Raw genomic sequence first — 13715 nt, forward strand, 5'->3', positions numbered from 1 at the left:
AGGAAACGATGACGCTTGACTTGTCGACACCGGCGCCCGCCGGCTACCAGAGCGGTTTCGCGAACGAATTCGCGACCGAGGCATTGCCCGGTGCGTTGCCGCACGGCCGCAACTCGCCGCAGCGCGCGCCGTACGGGCTGTACGCGGAGCAGCTGTCGGGCACGGCGTTCACCGCGCCGCGCGGCCACAACCGCCGCTCGTGGCTGTACCGTATCCGCCCGGCGGCCGTGCACCGGCCGTTCGAGCCGTACGCGGGCGCGCAGCGGCTCGTGTCGGAGTTCGGCGACTCGGCCGACGTGCCGCCGACACCGCCGAACCAGCTGCGCTGGGATCCGCTGCCGATGCCGGTCGAGCCGACCGATTTCGTCGACGGGCTCGTGACGATGGCCGGTAACGGTTCGGCCGCCGCGATGAACGGCTGCGCGATCCACCTGTACGCGGCGAACCGGTCGATGCAGGACCGCTTCTTCTACAGCGCGGACGGCGAACTGCTGATCGTGCCGCAGCAGGGGCGGCTGTTCATCGCGACCGAATTCGGCCGGGTCGACGTCGAGCCGTTCGAGATCGCGGTGATCCCGCGCGGCGTGCGCTTTACCGTCACGCTGCCGGACGGCGACGCGCGCGGCTACATCTGCGAAAACTTCGGCGCCCAGCTGCGCCTGCCGGATCTCGGCCCGATCGGTTCGAACGGCCTCGCGAATCCGCGCGACTTCCTGACGCCGCAAGCCGCGTACGAAGACCGCGAAGGCGCGTTCGAGCTGATCGCGAAGCTGAACGGCCGGCTGTGGCGCGCGGACATCGGCCATTCGCCGCTCGACGTCGTCGCGTGGCACGGCAACTACGCGCCCTACAAGTACGACCTGCGCCTGTTCAACACGATCGGCTCGATCAGCTACGACCATCCCGATCCGTCGATCTTCCTGGTGCTGCAGTCGCAGAGCGACACGCCGGGCGTCGACACGATCGACTTCGTGATCTTCCCGCCGCGCTGGCTCGCGGCCGAGGATACGTTCCGCCCGCCCTGGTTCCACCGCAACGTCGCGAGCGAATTCATGGGGCTCGTGCACGGCGCATACGACGCGAAGGCCGAAGGCTTCGTGCCGGGCGGCGCGAGCCTGCACAACTGCATGTCGGGCCACGGGCCCGACGCGGACACGTTCGAGAAGGCGTCGGCGAGCGACACGACGAAGCCGCACAAGGTCGACGCGACGATGGCGTTCATGTTCGAAACCCGCACGCTGATCCGGCCGACGTGCTACGCGCTCGACACCGCGCAGCTGCAGGCCGACTACTTCGAATGCTGGCAAGGCATCAAGAAACACTTCAATCCGGAGCAAAAATGAGCGACACCCAAGACTGGCGCGCGACGCTCGACCCGGCCCGCAAGAGCTGGGTCGAGACGGCGAACGATCCCGCCTGCGATTTCCCGATCCAGAACCTGCCGTTCGGGATCTTCAGCGATGCGAAGCAAGCGTCGCGCCGTGCGGGCGTGGCGCTCGGCGACCAGATCATCGACCTCGCGGCGCTCGCGCGCGCGGGCCTCGTGACGCTGCCGGCCGGCGCCGACGTATTCGCCGCGCCGACGCTCAACGCGTTCATCGCGCTGGGCCGCGACGCATGGCGCAGCGTGCGCGTGCAGCTGTCGGACCTGTTCTCGCGCGATAACGCGCGGCTGCGCGACGATGCGGCGCTGCGTGCGCAAGTGCTCGTCGCACAGCGCGACGCGACGTTGCATCTGCCGGTCGATATTCCCGGCTACACCGATTTCTATTCGTCGAAGGAGCATGCGACCAACGTCGGCTCGATGTTCCGTGATCCGAAGAATGCGCTCTTGCCGAACTGGTCGGAGATGCCGATCGGCTACAACGGCCGCGCGTCGTCGGTGGTCGTGAGCGGCACGCCGGTGCGGCGCCCGAACGGACAATTGAAGCTGCCCGACCAGGAGCGTCCGGTGTTCGGCGCGTGCCGCAAGCTCGACATCGAACTGGAGATGGGTTTCATCGTCGGCCGCGGCAACGCGCTCGGCGAGCCGATCGCATGCGAGGACGCCGAAGCGCACATCTTCGGAATGGTGCTGCTGAACGACTGGAGCGCGCGCGACATCCAGCAGTGGGAATACGTGCCGCTCGGCCCGTTCAATTCGAAGGGCTTCGCGACGACGATCTCGCCGTGGATCGTCACGCTCGACGCGCTCGAACCGTTCCGCGTCGCGCAGCCGGAGCAATCGCCGCAGCCGCTCGCGTATCTGCAGCACGCGGGCAAGCATGCGTTCGACATCGCGCTGGAAGTGACGCTACGTGAGGAAGGGGCGGCCGAAGCCACGTCGATCAGCCGCACGAACTTCAAGCATATGTACTGGACGATGGCGCAGCAGCTTGCGCATCACACGGTCGCGGGCTGCAACACGCGGGTTGGCGACCTGATGGGTTCGGGCACGATCAGCGGGCCGACGGAGGATTCGTTCGGCAGCCTGCTCGAACTGACGTGGAACGGCAAGGAGCCGGTCACGCTGAACGGTGGCGGCAGCCGCGCGTTCATCGAGGACGGCGACGAGCTCACGCTCGCCGGATGGTGCGAGGGCGACGGCTATCGGGTCGGCTTCGGCGCGTGTGTCGGCAAGATCCTGCCGGCGTTGAAGGCGTAACGCGCAACGTGGCGCACACGTGAGCACGACGGCCCGCTTTGCGCGGGCCGTCGTCGTTTTCGCAGTGTGACCGGCGTATTCGTGGACGGGCGGCGCGTGTTCGTGCCGTCGTCGTTCGGGCGGCGCGCTGGGGCGTGCCCGCACCCTGGTGTCAGACTGCGCGCTGCGGCGCGACCCGGCGCTCCCACAGCGCGGCAGTGACGAACGCCGCGACGCAGACGACCAGCACGCCGACCAGCGCGTTGCTGCCCAGTTGTTCCATCAACGCGCCGGCGACCAGCGGGCCGCCGAAGCTCGCGGCGCTCCACGACGCCGACACGAGCGAGCTTGCGGTGACGAGCGCCGCACCGCGGAAGCGTTCACCGCACGCGACGAGCGACAGTGTGTAGATGCTGCCGGCCGCCGCGCCGAGCACGAACAGCAGCGGCCAGCACAGCCACGGAGTGGCGATCACGAACGGCAGCAGCGGCAGGCCGGCGAGCACGATCCAGCCTGCGCTGAGGTGCACGCGTTCGCGGCCGAGCTTGTCCGCGAGCCAGCCGATCGGGAACTGCATCGCGGTATCGCCGAACAGCATGATCGACGCGAGCAGCACGGCGGTCGCGCTCGCGACGCCGTGGTCCATCGCATAGAGCGGTAGCAGCGACAGCGCGAGCGTGTCGAACAGCGCGAAGAAGCCGGTGCCGATGATCAGCGCGGGCATGCGCGGCAGGATGTCGAGCCAGCGGCCGTGCGCTTCGTGATGCGCGTCGTCGCCGGCGAGCGGTGCGCGCCGGATCGTCGCGAGCGTCGGCAGCGCGAGCAGGAACAGTGCGCCGCACAACGCGAAGCGGATGCTCGTTGCCTCGGCGATCTGGCTCACGAGCACGGGGCCCGCCATCTGGAACAGCGTGAAGTTGGTCGCGTAGATCGCGACGACGCGGCCGCGCGTCGAATCGTCGGCGAGCTGGTTGACCCACGCCTCGCCGATCGTGAACAGCAGCATTAGCGCCGCGCCGCACAGCACGCGCAGCGCGCCCCACAGGATCAGGTTCGACGTGAACTGCATCAGTGCGGTGGCGGCCGCGAGCAGCACGACCGATACGACGATCGCGCGGCGCGAGCCGATGTGTCGCGCGAGCGCGGTGACGAACGGGACGATCGCGAGGCCGCCGAGTGCCTGCGCGGCCGTCAGCATGCCGACGACGTTGGTGCCGTGTCCGGCTTCGGTCAGCGCGAGTGCGGTGAGCGGCAGCGTGGCGCCGGTGCCGAGACCGACGACCGCGACGCTCAGGATGAGTGCGAGGAAATCGCGATTAAGAATGGCTTTCATCGGCGGGGATGCTACACCGCGGACCTTGAAAGGTCCATGAAGGCCATCAGGTCCGCGTGGAGTTGTGCACGCAACGATTTCGACAGGGTGGCTTCAGACGTACTCGGTCGGCACGGTTACCGGTCGTCGTTCGAGCGACGCCGACCACAGCGTGAGCGCGAGCGCTGCAACAGCCATCGCCACACCGACCCATGGCAGGTTCACGAGCGACACGCCTGAGCCGATCGCCATCCCGCCGAGCCACGCGCCGGTCGCGTTGCCGAGGTTGAACGCGCCCTGGTTCAGCGTCGACGCGAGGTTCGGCGCGTCGCTGGCGCGGTCGACGATCAGGATCTGCAGCGGCGGCACGATCGCGAACGCGAGGATGCCCCACACGAAGATCGTCGCGAGCGCGGCGAACGGCAGGTGCATCGTGCCCGCGAACAGCGCGAGGACCACGCCGATCAGCGCGAGCGTCGCGATCAGCGACGGCATCCGGCGCCAGTCGGCGAGCTTGCCGCCGAGCGTGCCGCCGACCGTCAGCCCGAGGCCGAACAGCAGCAGCACGTAGGTGACCTGGCGCGGCGAGAAGCCCGTCACGTCCTCGAGGATCGGCGTGATGTACGTGAACACGCTGAACAGGCTCGCCGACGCGAGCACGCTGATGCCGAGCACCATCAGCACCTGCGGATGTTTCAGCACGCTGAATTCGCGCGTGATGCTGGTGTCGGGCATCGCGAGATTCTTCGGCAGGCAGACGGCGAGCGCGGCGGCCGCGGCGATGCCGATGCCGGTGACGGCCCAGAACGTCGCGCGCCAGCCGTATGCCTGGCCGAGCGCGGTGCCGAGCGGCACGCCGAGCACGTTCGCGAGCGTCAGGCCGGTGAACATCAGCGCGATCGCCTGCGCGCGACGGTTCGGCGCAACGAGGTTGCTCGCGACCACCGAGCCGATCCCGAAGAACGCGCCGTGGCAGAACGCCGTGACGACGCGCGCGGCCATCAGCACCGCATAGCCCGGCGCGATCGCGCAGAACAGGTTGCCCGCGATGAACAGCCCGATCAGGCCCATCAGCGCGCGCTTGCGCGGCATCTTCGCGGTGACGATCGCAAGGATCGGCGCACCGATCGTCACGCCGAGCGCATAGCCCGACACGAGCATGCCGGCGGCCGGGATCGACACGCCGAGATCGCGCGCGACATCGGGCAGCAACCCCATGATCACGAATTCGGTGGTACCGATTCCAAATGCGGCGACGGCGAGGGCGAAAAGAGGTAAGGGCATCGCGGTGGGCTCGGGAAAAGCCGCCGCTCGGGCTGGCGCAGGATGCGCGGTGCGGGGCGGGCGGGAAGGCGAACGACAGCCGCGATTCTACTTCAGTGAAAACCCCTATGCTTGGGGCCAAAACGGTTGTTGCCGGCGTGCGACGGGATTGCCCGCGTGGCGCTCACAGTGTGGGATTCGGCGGCCCTGGCGGCGGTGAAATTGCGGGGGCGGAACGATGATGGCGCGGGCTCTCAGGCGATGCGTTCGCGGGACCCGCCGACGCTCGCGGTCGAAGCGCTTGCCGAGTCGGTCCCGGTTTCCGTTGCCGCGTCCGCCACGTCGGCGGGCGATGATGGTGAGCCGGCGGCATCGATCGCGGCCGGATCGCTCCAGCCGTTTTCGAACAGGCACGCTTCGATCGGCATCCGCGCGGCCCAGCGCTCCTGCTCGAGCATCGGCTTTGCGTAGAACGCGTCGACGTGCCCGACGCACAGCACGGCGATCGGCTTCGCGCCGTCGGGCATCCGCAGCAGCGTGCGCAGCGCTTCGACGTCGAACAGCGACACCCAACCCATCCCGAGCCCTTCGGCGCGGGCCGCGAGCCACATGTTCTGGATCGCGCACGCGGCGGACGCGAGATCCATCTCCGGCAGCGTGCGACGGCCGAACACGTGGCGCTCGCGGCCGTCGGCGAGCGCGACGACCAGCAGCTCGCCGCATTCGCGCACGCCTTCGACTTTCAGCCGCATGAATTCGTCCTGGCGCTCGCCGAGCGCGTCGGCGGTCGCACGGCGCTCGGCGTCGACCAGCGCGTGGATCGCGGTGCGCAGCGCCGGATCGGTGACGCGGATGAAGCGCCACGGCTGCATGAAGCCGACGCTCGGGGCGTGATGCGCCGCGCGCAGCAGGCGCGCGAGCACGGAGGGATCGACGGGCGCCGGCGTGAAGTGGCGCATGTCGCGCCGTTCGAAAATGGCGCGGTAGACGGCGGCGATGTCGGAATCGTCGAAACGCATGGACGGGAGGCGGCGGGATAACGTCGGCGCAACGATAGCAGACGGCGCACGCGCCGCGTTACATCATTTGAAACAAAGCGCGAAATTGTTGACGCAAAAGGTCGTGTTTTCAGCGGCGATCAAAAGCAAACGATTGCGATATCGCTTGCAACCACGAAATGGCCCGGTTTAGTCGATTTCTCAGCGATTCGCCGTCACGACGTTCTGCGGCGTGCCCGCATGCCACGCCTCGATGTTCAACAGCGTGGTGTGCGCGATCTCGGCGAGCGCTTCGCGCGTGAAGAATGCCTGGTGCGACGTGACGATCACGTTCGGGAACGTCAGCAGGCGGGCGAGCACGTCGTCCTGCAGCGGCAGGTCGGAGTGATCCTCGAAGAAGAGCCCGCTTTCCTCTTCGTACACGTCGAGCCCGAGATGGCCGAGCTGGCCGCTCTTGAGCGCGTCGACCAGCGCCTGCGCATCGACGAGGCCGCCGCGCCCGGTGTTGATCAGCATCGCGCCGTGCTTCATCCGCGCGAGCGTCCGTTCGTTGATCAGATGGTGCGTCGACGGCAGCAGCGGGCAGTGCAGGCTGACGATGTCGGCGTGGTGCAGCAACGCGTCGAGCTCGACATAGCGCGCGCCGAACGCGATCAGCTCGTCGTTGTACGGCGGCACCGAGTGCGCGAGCACATGCATCCCGAAGCCCATCATGATCTTCGCGAATACGCTGCCGATGATGCCGGTGCCGATCACGCCGACGGTCTTGCCGTGCAGGTCGAAGCCGAGCAGGCCGTTCAGCGAGAAGTCGCCTTCGCGGGTGCGCGCGACGGCGCGCGGCAGGCGCCGGTTGAGGGCGAGGATCAGCGCGACCGCGTGCTCGGCAACCGCGTGCGGTGAATAGGCGGGCACGCGCACCACCGTGATGCCGAGCCGCTCGGCGGCGGCCAGGTCGACGTGGTTGAAGCCCGCCGAGCGCAGCGCGATCAGGCGCGTGCCGCCGTCCGCCAGCCGTTCGAGGACGGCCGCGTCGACGGTGTCGTTGACGAACGGGCAGACGACGTCATAGCCGTGCGCGAGGATCGCGGTTTCCGCGTCGAGGTGCGACGGCTGGAAGTGCAGCCGATAGCCGAACTGCCGGTTGGCGGCAGCAAACGAATCGTCGTCGTACTGCCGGCTGCTGAACAGGATCACGCGCACGTTGCACCTCCGAAGGCTGACGCGCGCAGTTTACTGCAGCCCCGTGACGATGTCGGAGCGGTCGGGGCCGCGCGACGGCCGCAGGAAGCCGTAATCGGTGTGTTCGCGGGCCGGCTGCGCGCTGAAGTGATCGAGCGCGTGCTCGACGAAGCTGCGCGTGCGCGCCGGCACGTACTGGCGATTCGGGTAGACGAGCGACAGCTGCGTGTCGGGATCGTCGATCCGATAGCCGGCCATCAGCCGCACGAGCGCGCCGCTGGCGAGCGCGCTGGCGACGCACGGCTCGGGCAGCACCGCGATGCCCGCGCCGGCCACGGCGGCCGCGTGGACGAGCGCGAGCTGGTTGACCGTGCAGGCCGGACGCACCGTGACGGAATGCGCGACGCCGTCGTGGCCGACCAGTTGCCACGTGGGCGCATGCTGGTGCGGCGCGAGCGTGACCCAGTCGTGGCCCGGCAGGTCGTCGGGCAGGCGCGGTTCGCCGCGTCGCTCGAGATAGGCCGGCGCCGCGACCGCGACGAACGGGTTGGGCGAAAGTGCGTGGCCGATCAGCGTCGGGTTGCCGTCGAGCCGGTTGCCCGTGACGATGCCGACGTCGTACCCGGAATCGAGCACGTCGAGCGGCCCCTCGGCGACGGTCAGCTGCACGCGCAACTCGGGATAGCGGTGCCGGAAGGTGCTGACGAGCGGTGTCAGCGCAAGCGGCGACAGCAGGCCCGACGCGACGACACGCAGCGTGCCGGCCGGTTCGCGCACGGCATGCGCGACGGACGATTCGAGATGGTCGAATTCCTCGAGCAGCGCCCGGCACCCGTCGAGGTAGCGCACGCCGGCCTCGGTGAGCGACAGGTTCCGCGTGGTGCGGTGGATCAGCCGGGTGTTCAGGTGGCCCTCGAGCATCGCGATCGAACGCGTGACGAGTGCATTGGACACGCCGAGATGGTGCGCCGCGCGCCGGAAGCTCTGCTGCTCGGCGACGCAGACGAATACACGCATGGTCTGAATCTGGTTCATGGCTTGCGTATTTCTGGCCCGGTTGATTGATTATGGTTGTGGTTTTACGCCGCGCAACCTCGAAAGCGCCTCGCGCGGCCCTCAGTTTTCCGTCGTATCGAAAAATCGTTTTTTTCGATTCCGCAGATGATTGTTCAATACAGAGCGATATCCGTCAACCTGAGAAAAGGGGCGGGTTGCGGAAAATCGAAATCGGGAGTAACGGGTTAAACGTGGCGCTGTCTCGCATGCCTGCCGTTCAAAGGCGGCACGGTATTCGATAAGCATGTCTCATGCGAGTATTTCGTATTTAATTCAACAAGTTGTGATCAATTTGTGCGGATTTCTTCAGGTATTGCCAGGAAGCGTGCCCCAATTCATGCCGAAATAATGGATGTTTTTCGGGCATGCCAGGGTTTTGCGTATCGGATTCTGCGAGATGATTTTCATCATGGATCCGGTCTATTTCAATCGATGCGGAAGTCGCGCTGAAGCGGCGATGTCGACGAGGCGCGGTGTTATTGACGAAGTAAATCGTGCGATTGACGCGCGAGTGGAACCGTTTCACCACCTGGCCGGCCATCCATTTTCAATCCGGACGGCCGGCGCACGGCCGCTGGCCCGGTCCGGCGACCGGGCCGCCGTCGCGCTGTCCGGCCGCGCGTGCCTCTTGCGCGAGGCGGCGGAACGCGGAATGATCGATCAGTTCGCCATGCAGTGCGGCGGGCGTCCGTGCACTTCCTTTCCTCACCTTTTGCCAGCCATGTCCATTGATTACTCGCCGATTCCCTGTCCCGTCGTCGTGCCGCTCGACGCGATCCTGCCCGAAGAACCGCTGCTGATGATGGGGGCCGGCCCGGTCCCGATCCCGGCCGCCGTCGCGAAGGCGAACACGGTCGTGATCAACCACCTCGGCGCGACGATGGCGAAGATCATCGAGCAGGTGAAGGAGATGGCGCGCTACGTGTTCCAGACCCGCACGAAGTGGGTGCTCGGTGTCGCGGGGCCCGGTTCGGCCGCGATGGAGATGGCGATCTCGAACCTCGCGTGGCGCGGCACGCGCGTGCTGTCGATCCGCAACGGCTTCTTCAGCGCGCGGATGGCCGAGATGGCCACGCGCGTCGGCGCCGACGTCGCGACGCTCGAAGTGGCCGACCGCGCAGTCGCCAGCCTCGACGAGATCGCGGACGCAATCGCGCGCGAGCGGCCCGAGATCGTCACGATCGTGCAGGGCGAGACGTCGAATACCGTATGGAACCGCGACCTGCGCGACATCGCGGCGCTCGCGAAGGCGGCCGGCGCGCTGGTGGTCGTCGACGCGGTGTGCACGCTGTCGACGATGCCGCTCGAGATGGACGCGTGGGGTATCGACGCGGTGATCACGGGCGGCCAGAAGGGGCTGTCGTCGATTCCGGGCGTGTCGCTGATCGCGTTCTCCGATGCCGCGTGGGAGCGGATGAAGACTCGCCCCGAGCCGAACGCGCACTGGTGCCTCGACATGGCGCTCGCCGAGAACTTCTGGCACAACGCCGGTTATCACTACACGGCGCCCGTGTCGGGCGTGCTCGCGCTGCACGAAGCGCTGCGGCTCGTCTGTGCGGAGACGCTCGAAAGCCGCTTCGCGCGCCACCTGCGCTGCTCGCTCGCGCTGCAGGCGGGCGTCGAGTCGATGGGTCTCAAGCTCTATGCGCCGAAGGACTGCCGGCTCAATTCAGTGGTCGGGATCGAGACGCCGGAAGGGCTCACGCCGGGGATGGTCTGCGGCCATATCTCGAAGCAGTACCAGGTCGAGATCTCGGGCTCGTTCGGCTTGCCGATCGTACGGATCGGGCAGATGGGCGAGCAGTGCCGCGAACACAACCTGTTCCGCACGCTGCATGCATTTGGCCGCACGATGGTCGATCTGAAGGTGCCGGTCGACCTGCCGGCCGGCGTCGCGGCACTCGAACAGGAACTGTCGCGGCGCGGCGCGTAAGCCGCGAAACGGGGAGAGGGGTCGCGCTCAGCGGCCCTGCATCGCGCGCCGGTACGTATTCGGCGTCGTGCCATGTGCGTCGCGAAAGCGATGGCTGAAGTGGCCGGCATTCGCATAGCCGCACTCGGCCGCGATCTGCGCGAGCGGCAGCGCCGTCGTGCGCAGCAGCTCGCGCGCCCGCGCGAGGCGCTGCTCGGCCACCCACGCATGCGGCGCGCGGCCGAACGACAGCCGGAACATCCGCGAGAAGTGGTACTCGGACAGCGCGGCGACGTCGGCGAGTTCGCCGAGCGTCAGCGGTTGCGTCAGGTACGTGTCGATGTAGTCGCGCACGCGGCGGCGCACGGCCGGCGCGAGCCCGCCGCGGAACGACGTGTCGGTGCGGGTCGTGCTCTGCCCGCGCAGCAGCAGGCTCAGCACCTCGTGCGCGGTCTCGTTCACGCGCAGCCGTTCGTCGGCATCGTCCCAGCCGTCCAGCGCGAGCGAGCGCAGCAGCGCGGCGACGCGCGCATCCTCGAAGTAAGTGCGGTCCGCGAGCTTCAGCTCGCGCGGCTCACGGTCGAGTTCGCGGATCGCGCGCTGCGTGAAGTGCTCGGGCAGGAAATACAGGTGGATGAAGTGCATCTCGCCGCGCACCCACCAGCGCGATTCATGGTCGCCCGGCAGCGCGCACAGCAGGCTCGGCGCGCCGTAGCGCGGCACGCGCTGGCGCTCCGTCCGGTAGCCGCCGTCGAGGTAGCACGACAGCGTGTGGTGGCCCGGCTGCTCGTAGACCGTCTCGCTTTCGTCGGTGATCCGCGTCCATTCGGCGATCGCCAGATGGTCGCCGAGCCACGCGAAGCGTTCGAGCGTCGCGTTCGCGTCGGCGAGCGTGCGGCAGACCGACTGCAGGCCGAACGGCAGATCGCCGCCAGCCAGGGCGGTGGGGTGGTCGACGGGGGGCGCGGAAAGGGAGAGGCTCATGATGGCCCGAGTATAAGCGGGCGCGCGGCGCCGCGTGCGGCCGCCCGAAAAAGACCGCAATTCCGGACAATCGGCGCGCGCCGGGCGGCGGCATAGTCGGGATCCGTCTCACCCGCTTTCTGGATCGTTGCCGCCATGAACCTGTCGCTTTATTTCGTCACCGTGCTGATCTGGGGCACCACCTGGATCGCGATCAAGTGGCAGCTCGCCTCCGTGCCGCCGCCCGTGTCGATCGCGTGGCGCTTCTGGCTCGCGGCCGCCGTGCTGTTCGCGCTGCTGCGCGTGATGCGCCGGCCGGTGCGCCCGCCGCGCGAAGCGTGGCGCTTTCTCCTCGCGCAGGGCTTTGCGCTGTTTTGCCTGAACTTCCTGTGCTTCTACTATGCGGAACAGGTCGTGCCGAGCGGCCTCGTCGCGGTGATCTTCTCGACCGCACCGCTGCTGAACTCGATCAACGGCCGCTTGTTCATGGGCCGTCCGCTGCGGCCGTCGGCGATCGCCGGTGCGCTGCTCGGGCTGGCCGGTATCGCATGCCTGTTCTGGCAGCAGATGGCCGGCCACCTCGACGACCATGCGACGTGGATGGGGCTCGCGATCGCGTTTGCGGGCACGATGTGTTTCTCGATCGGCAACCTGCTGTCGAGCCGGATGCAGTCGATGGGGCTGCACCCGCTCGCGACCAACGGCTGGGCGATGCTGATCGGCGCGGCGATCCTGACCGTCGGCAGCGTGGCGGCCGGGATGCCGTTCACGCTCGACACGAGCCCGCGCTATCTCGGCGCGCTCGTCTACCTGGCCGTGCCCGGCTCGGTGATCGGCTTTACCGCCTATCTGACCCTCGTCGGCCGGATCGGGCCCGAGCGTGCCGCGTACTGCACGGTGCTGTTCCCGATCGTCGCGCTGGCCGTGTCGACGGTGTTCGAGGGCTACCAGTGGTCGCCGCTGGCGGTGGTGGGGCTGCTGCTCGTCGTGGCCGGCAATCTCGTCGCGTTCGACCTCACGCGGCGGTTGTTTCTGCGGACGGCCTGATCGGCTTGTCCGCTACACCGGCCGAGTCGGATGCAAAAACGCCCGCGCGATGCGGGCGTTTTCCATTTGGCGGCCGGCGGCGTGATTTCCGCGACCAGCCCCCCTTTTCATGAACAGCGCGATCAGGCCGCTGCGCCGCTTCCCTCGACCCGCGCCTGCCGCTGGTACAGCACCATCGACAGTGCGACGCCCGCCGCGGCCGCCACCGCCGCGAACAGGAACACCTGCGGATAGCCGAACGCGCCCGCGACATAGCCGGCGAGCGGGCCCGTGATGCCGAGCGACAGATCGAGGAACACCGAGTACGCGGACAGCGCCGCACCACGGCTCGCGGGCGGCACGAGCGCGACGGCCTCTACGCCGAGCGCCGGGAAGATCAGCGCGAAGCCGAAACCTGTCAGCGCGGCGCCGACGAGCGCGATGTGCGGCACCGGCGCGAGCCACAGCAGCAACAGGCCCGAACATTCGAATGCGAACGACACGATCGCGACGCGGAAGCCGCCGTAGGTCTTGATCGTGTTTGCGAACAGCAGGCGCGCGCCGATGAACAGCGTGCCGAACACGGTCAGCGACAGTGCGGCGTTCGGCCAGTGGCGCGCCGCGTAGTACAGCGTGACGAAGGTCGCGATCGAGCCGAAGCCGGCCGAGCCGAGCGCGAGGCCGAGGCCGTGCGGCAGTACGCGCGTGAACACGCTCGCATACGACATCCGTTCGCCGTGCACGAGCGGCACCGAAGCGATCAGGCGCGCGAGGTAGAAGCCGGCGGCGGCCAGTGCGATCACGATCACGCCGATCAGCGCCGGATTCAGCGTATTCGCGATCGCGACGCCGACCGGCGCGCCGAGCGCGAGCGCGCCGTAGGTCGCGATGCCGTTCCACGAGATCACCTTCGCGTTGTGCGTGACGCCGACCCGGCCGATGCCCCACAGGATCGCGCCGGTGCCGCACAGGCTCTCGCCGACGCCGAGCACGAGCCGGCTCGCGACCAGCAGCACGAGGCTCGCGACCGGCCAGTGCGCGAGCAGCAGCGCGACGAGCAGCAGCACACCCGACACGCCGCAACCGACCAGCCCGCGCAGCACCGTCTGCTTCGGGCCGAGCGTATCGGCCAGGCGCCCGGCGAGCGGGCGCGACGCGAGCGTCGCGAAATACTGGACGCTGATCGCGCCGCCCGCGACGATCGCGGAAAAGCCGAGGTCGTCGTGGACGAAGCCCGGCAGCACCGCGAGCGGCAGGCCGATGGTCAGGTAGCAGATGAACGTGAAGCAGACGACGGACACGATTTGCAGCGTGACCGCGAACCCGCTGCGCGGCGGTGTGGCGGAATCGGTTGACATGGGGTCGGAACGAATGGACGAAACA

General features: G+C 68.1%; 12 protein-coding genes. 4 read left to right on the forward strand and 8 right to left on the reverse strand.

Translation table 11 applies throughout. The features are described from left to right. Positions 1-8: 8 nt before the first annotated feature. Positions 9-1343, forward strand: coding sequence for a homogentisate 1,2-dioxygenase (hmgA, locus tag LXE91_RS08975; protein ID WP_039361235.1), 1335 nt, complete (start codon positions 9-11; stop codon positions 1341-1343). Continuing rightward, positions 1340-2644 carry a fumarylacetoacetase gene (gene fahA / locus LXE91_RS08980; protein WP_039361232.1) on the forward strand — a complete coding sequence of 435 codons (1305 nt, stop codon included), beginning with the start codon at positions 1340-1342 and terminating at the stop codon, positions 2642-2644. The genes hmgA and fahA overlap by 4 nt, the downstream gene beginning before the upstream one ends. Positions 2645-2795: 151 nt before the next feature. Here fahA and LXE91_RS08985 read toward each other — a convergent pair whose 3' ends face one another. From LXE91_RS08985 to LXE91_RS09010, 6 genes are all read right to left on the reverse strand, one after another. Beyond that, positions 2796-3956, reverse strand: coding sequence for an MFS transporter (locus LXE91_RS08985; protein WP_039361230.1), 1161 nt, complete (start codon positions 3954-3956; stop codon positions 2796-2798). 93 nt (positions 3957-4049) lie between these two features. Then, a complete protein-coding gene (locus LXE91_RS08990) occupies positions 4050-5219 on the reverse strand; it encodes an MFS transporter (protein ID WP_039361228.1) in 1170 nt (389 codons plus the stop codon). Positions 5220-5452: 233 nt separating this feature from the next. Further along, positions 5453-6217, reverse strand: a complete 765-nt coding sequence (gene bluB / locus LXE91_RS08995) for a 5,6-dimethylbenzimidazole synthase (RefSeq protein WP_039361227.1) — start codon at positions 6215-6217, stop codon at positions 5453-5455. A 180-nt stretch (positions 6218-6397) separates the two neighbouring features. Beyond that, on the reverse strand, positions 6398-7396 hold the full coding sequence (locus tag LXE91_RS09000; protein ID WP_039361225.1) for a 2-hydroxyacid dehydrogenase: 999 nt from the start codon (positions 7394-7396) through the stop codon (positions 6398-6400). Positions 7397-7426: 30 nt separating this feature from the next. Further along, the gene (locus tag LXE91_RS09005; RefSeq protein WP_039361223.1) at positions 7427-8410 is read right to left on the reverse strand and encodes a LysR family transcriptional regulator; all 984 of its coding nucleotides are present in this window, start codon (positions 8408-8410) and stop codon (positions 7427-7429) included. A gap of 289 nt (positions 8411-8699) precedes the next feature. Next, positions 8700-8972, reverse strand: coding sequence for a hypothetical protein (locus LXE91_RS09010; protein ID WP_135370764.1), 273 nt, complete (start codon positions 8970-8972; stop codon positions 8700-8702). 180 nt (positions 8973-9152) lie between these two features. Here LXE91_RS09010 and LXE91_RS09015 point away from each other — a divergent pair, with 180 nt between their 5' ends. Continuing rightward, on the forward strand, positions 9153-10364 hold the full coding sequence (locus LXE91_RS09015; protein ID WP_039361540.1) for a pyridoxal-phosphate-dependent aminotransferase family protein: 1212 nt from the start codon (positions 9153-9155) through the stop codon (positions 10362-10364). 27 nt (positions 10365-10391) lie between these two features. Here LXE91_RS09015 and LXE91_RS09020 read toward each other — a convergent pair whose 3' ends face one another. After that, positions 10392-11327, reverse strand: coding sequence for a helix-turn-helix domain-containing protein (locus LXE91_RS09020; RefSeq protein ID WP_039361220.1), 936 nt, complete (start codon positions 11325-11327; stop codon positions 10392-10394). Between the two features lie 135 nt (positions 11328-11462). Between LXE91_RS09020 and LXE91_RS09025 the strand changes: the two genes are divergently transcribed. Beyond that, positions 11463-12353: a DMT family transporter gene (locus LXE91_RS09025; RefSeq protein WP_039361219.1), complete on the forward strand. Its 891-nt coding sequence runs from the start codon at positions 11463-11465 to the stop codon at positions 12351-12353. Between the two features lie 122 nt (positions 12354-12475). Here the strand turns inward: LXE91_RS09025 and LXE91_RS09030 are convergent, their stop codons facing one another. Next, positions 12476-13690 carry an MFS transporter gene (locus tag LXE91_RS09030; protein WP_039361216.1) on the reverse strand — a complete coding sequence of 405 codons (1215 nt, stop codon included), beginning with the start codon at positions 13688-13690 and terminating at the stop codon, positions 12476-12478. Positions 13691-13715 lie beyond the last annotated feature (25 nt).

This window comes from Burkholderia contaminans, assembly GCF_029633825.1.
GTDB lineage: Bacteria > Pseudomonadota > Gammaproteobacteria > Burkholderiales > Burkholderiaceae > Burkholderia > Burkholderia contaminans.

Excerpts from the sequence above, each read along its gene's own strand:
- hmgA (WP_039361235.1), top strand. The coding sequence starts at position 9 with ATGACGCTTGACTTGTCGACACCGGCGCCCGCCGGCTACCAGAGCGGT.
- fahA (WP_039361232.1), top strand. The coding sequence starts at position 1,340 with ATGAGCGACACCCAAGACTGGCGCGCGACGCTCGACCCGGCCCGCAAG.
- LXE91_RS08985 (WP_039361230.1), bottom strand. The coding sequence starts at position 3,956 with ATGAAAGCCATTCTTAATCGCGATTTCCTCGCACTCATCCTGAGCGTC.
- LXE91_RS08990 (WP_039361228.1), bottom strand. The coding sequence starts at position 5,219 with ATGCCCTTACCTCTTTTCGCCCTCGCCGTCGCCGCATTTGGAATCGGT.
- bluB (WP_039361227.1), bottom strand. The coding sequence starts at position 6,217 with ATGCGTTTCGACGATTCCGACATCGCCGCCGTCTACCGCGCCATTTTC.
- LXE91_RS09005 (WP_039361223.1), bottom strand. The coding sequence starts at position 8,410 with ATGAACCAGATTCAGACCATGCGTGTATTCGTCTGCGTCGCCGAGCAG.
- LXE91_RS09010 (WP_135370764.1), bottom strand. The coding sequence starts at position 8,972 with ATGGCCGGCCAGGTGGTGAAACGGTTCCACTCGCGCGTCAATCGCACG.
- LXE91_RS09015 (WP_039361540.1), top strand. The coding sequence starts at position 9,153 with ATGTCCATTGATTACTCGCCGATTCCCTGTCCCGTCGTCGTGCCGCTC.
- LXE91_RS09020 (WP_039361220.1), bottom strand. The coding sequence starts at position 11,327 with ATGAGCCTCTCCCTTTCCGCGCCCCCCGTCGACCACCCCACCGCCCTG.
- LXE91_RS09025 (WP_039361219.1), top strand. The coding sequence starts at position 11,463 with ATGAACCTGTCGCTTTATTTCGTCACCGTGCTGATCTGGGGCACCACC.
- LXE91_RS09030 (WP_039361216.1), bottom strand. The coding sequence starts at position 13,690 with ATGTCAACCGATTCCGCCACACCGCCGCGCAGCGGGTTCGCGGTCACG.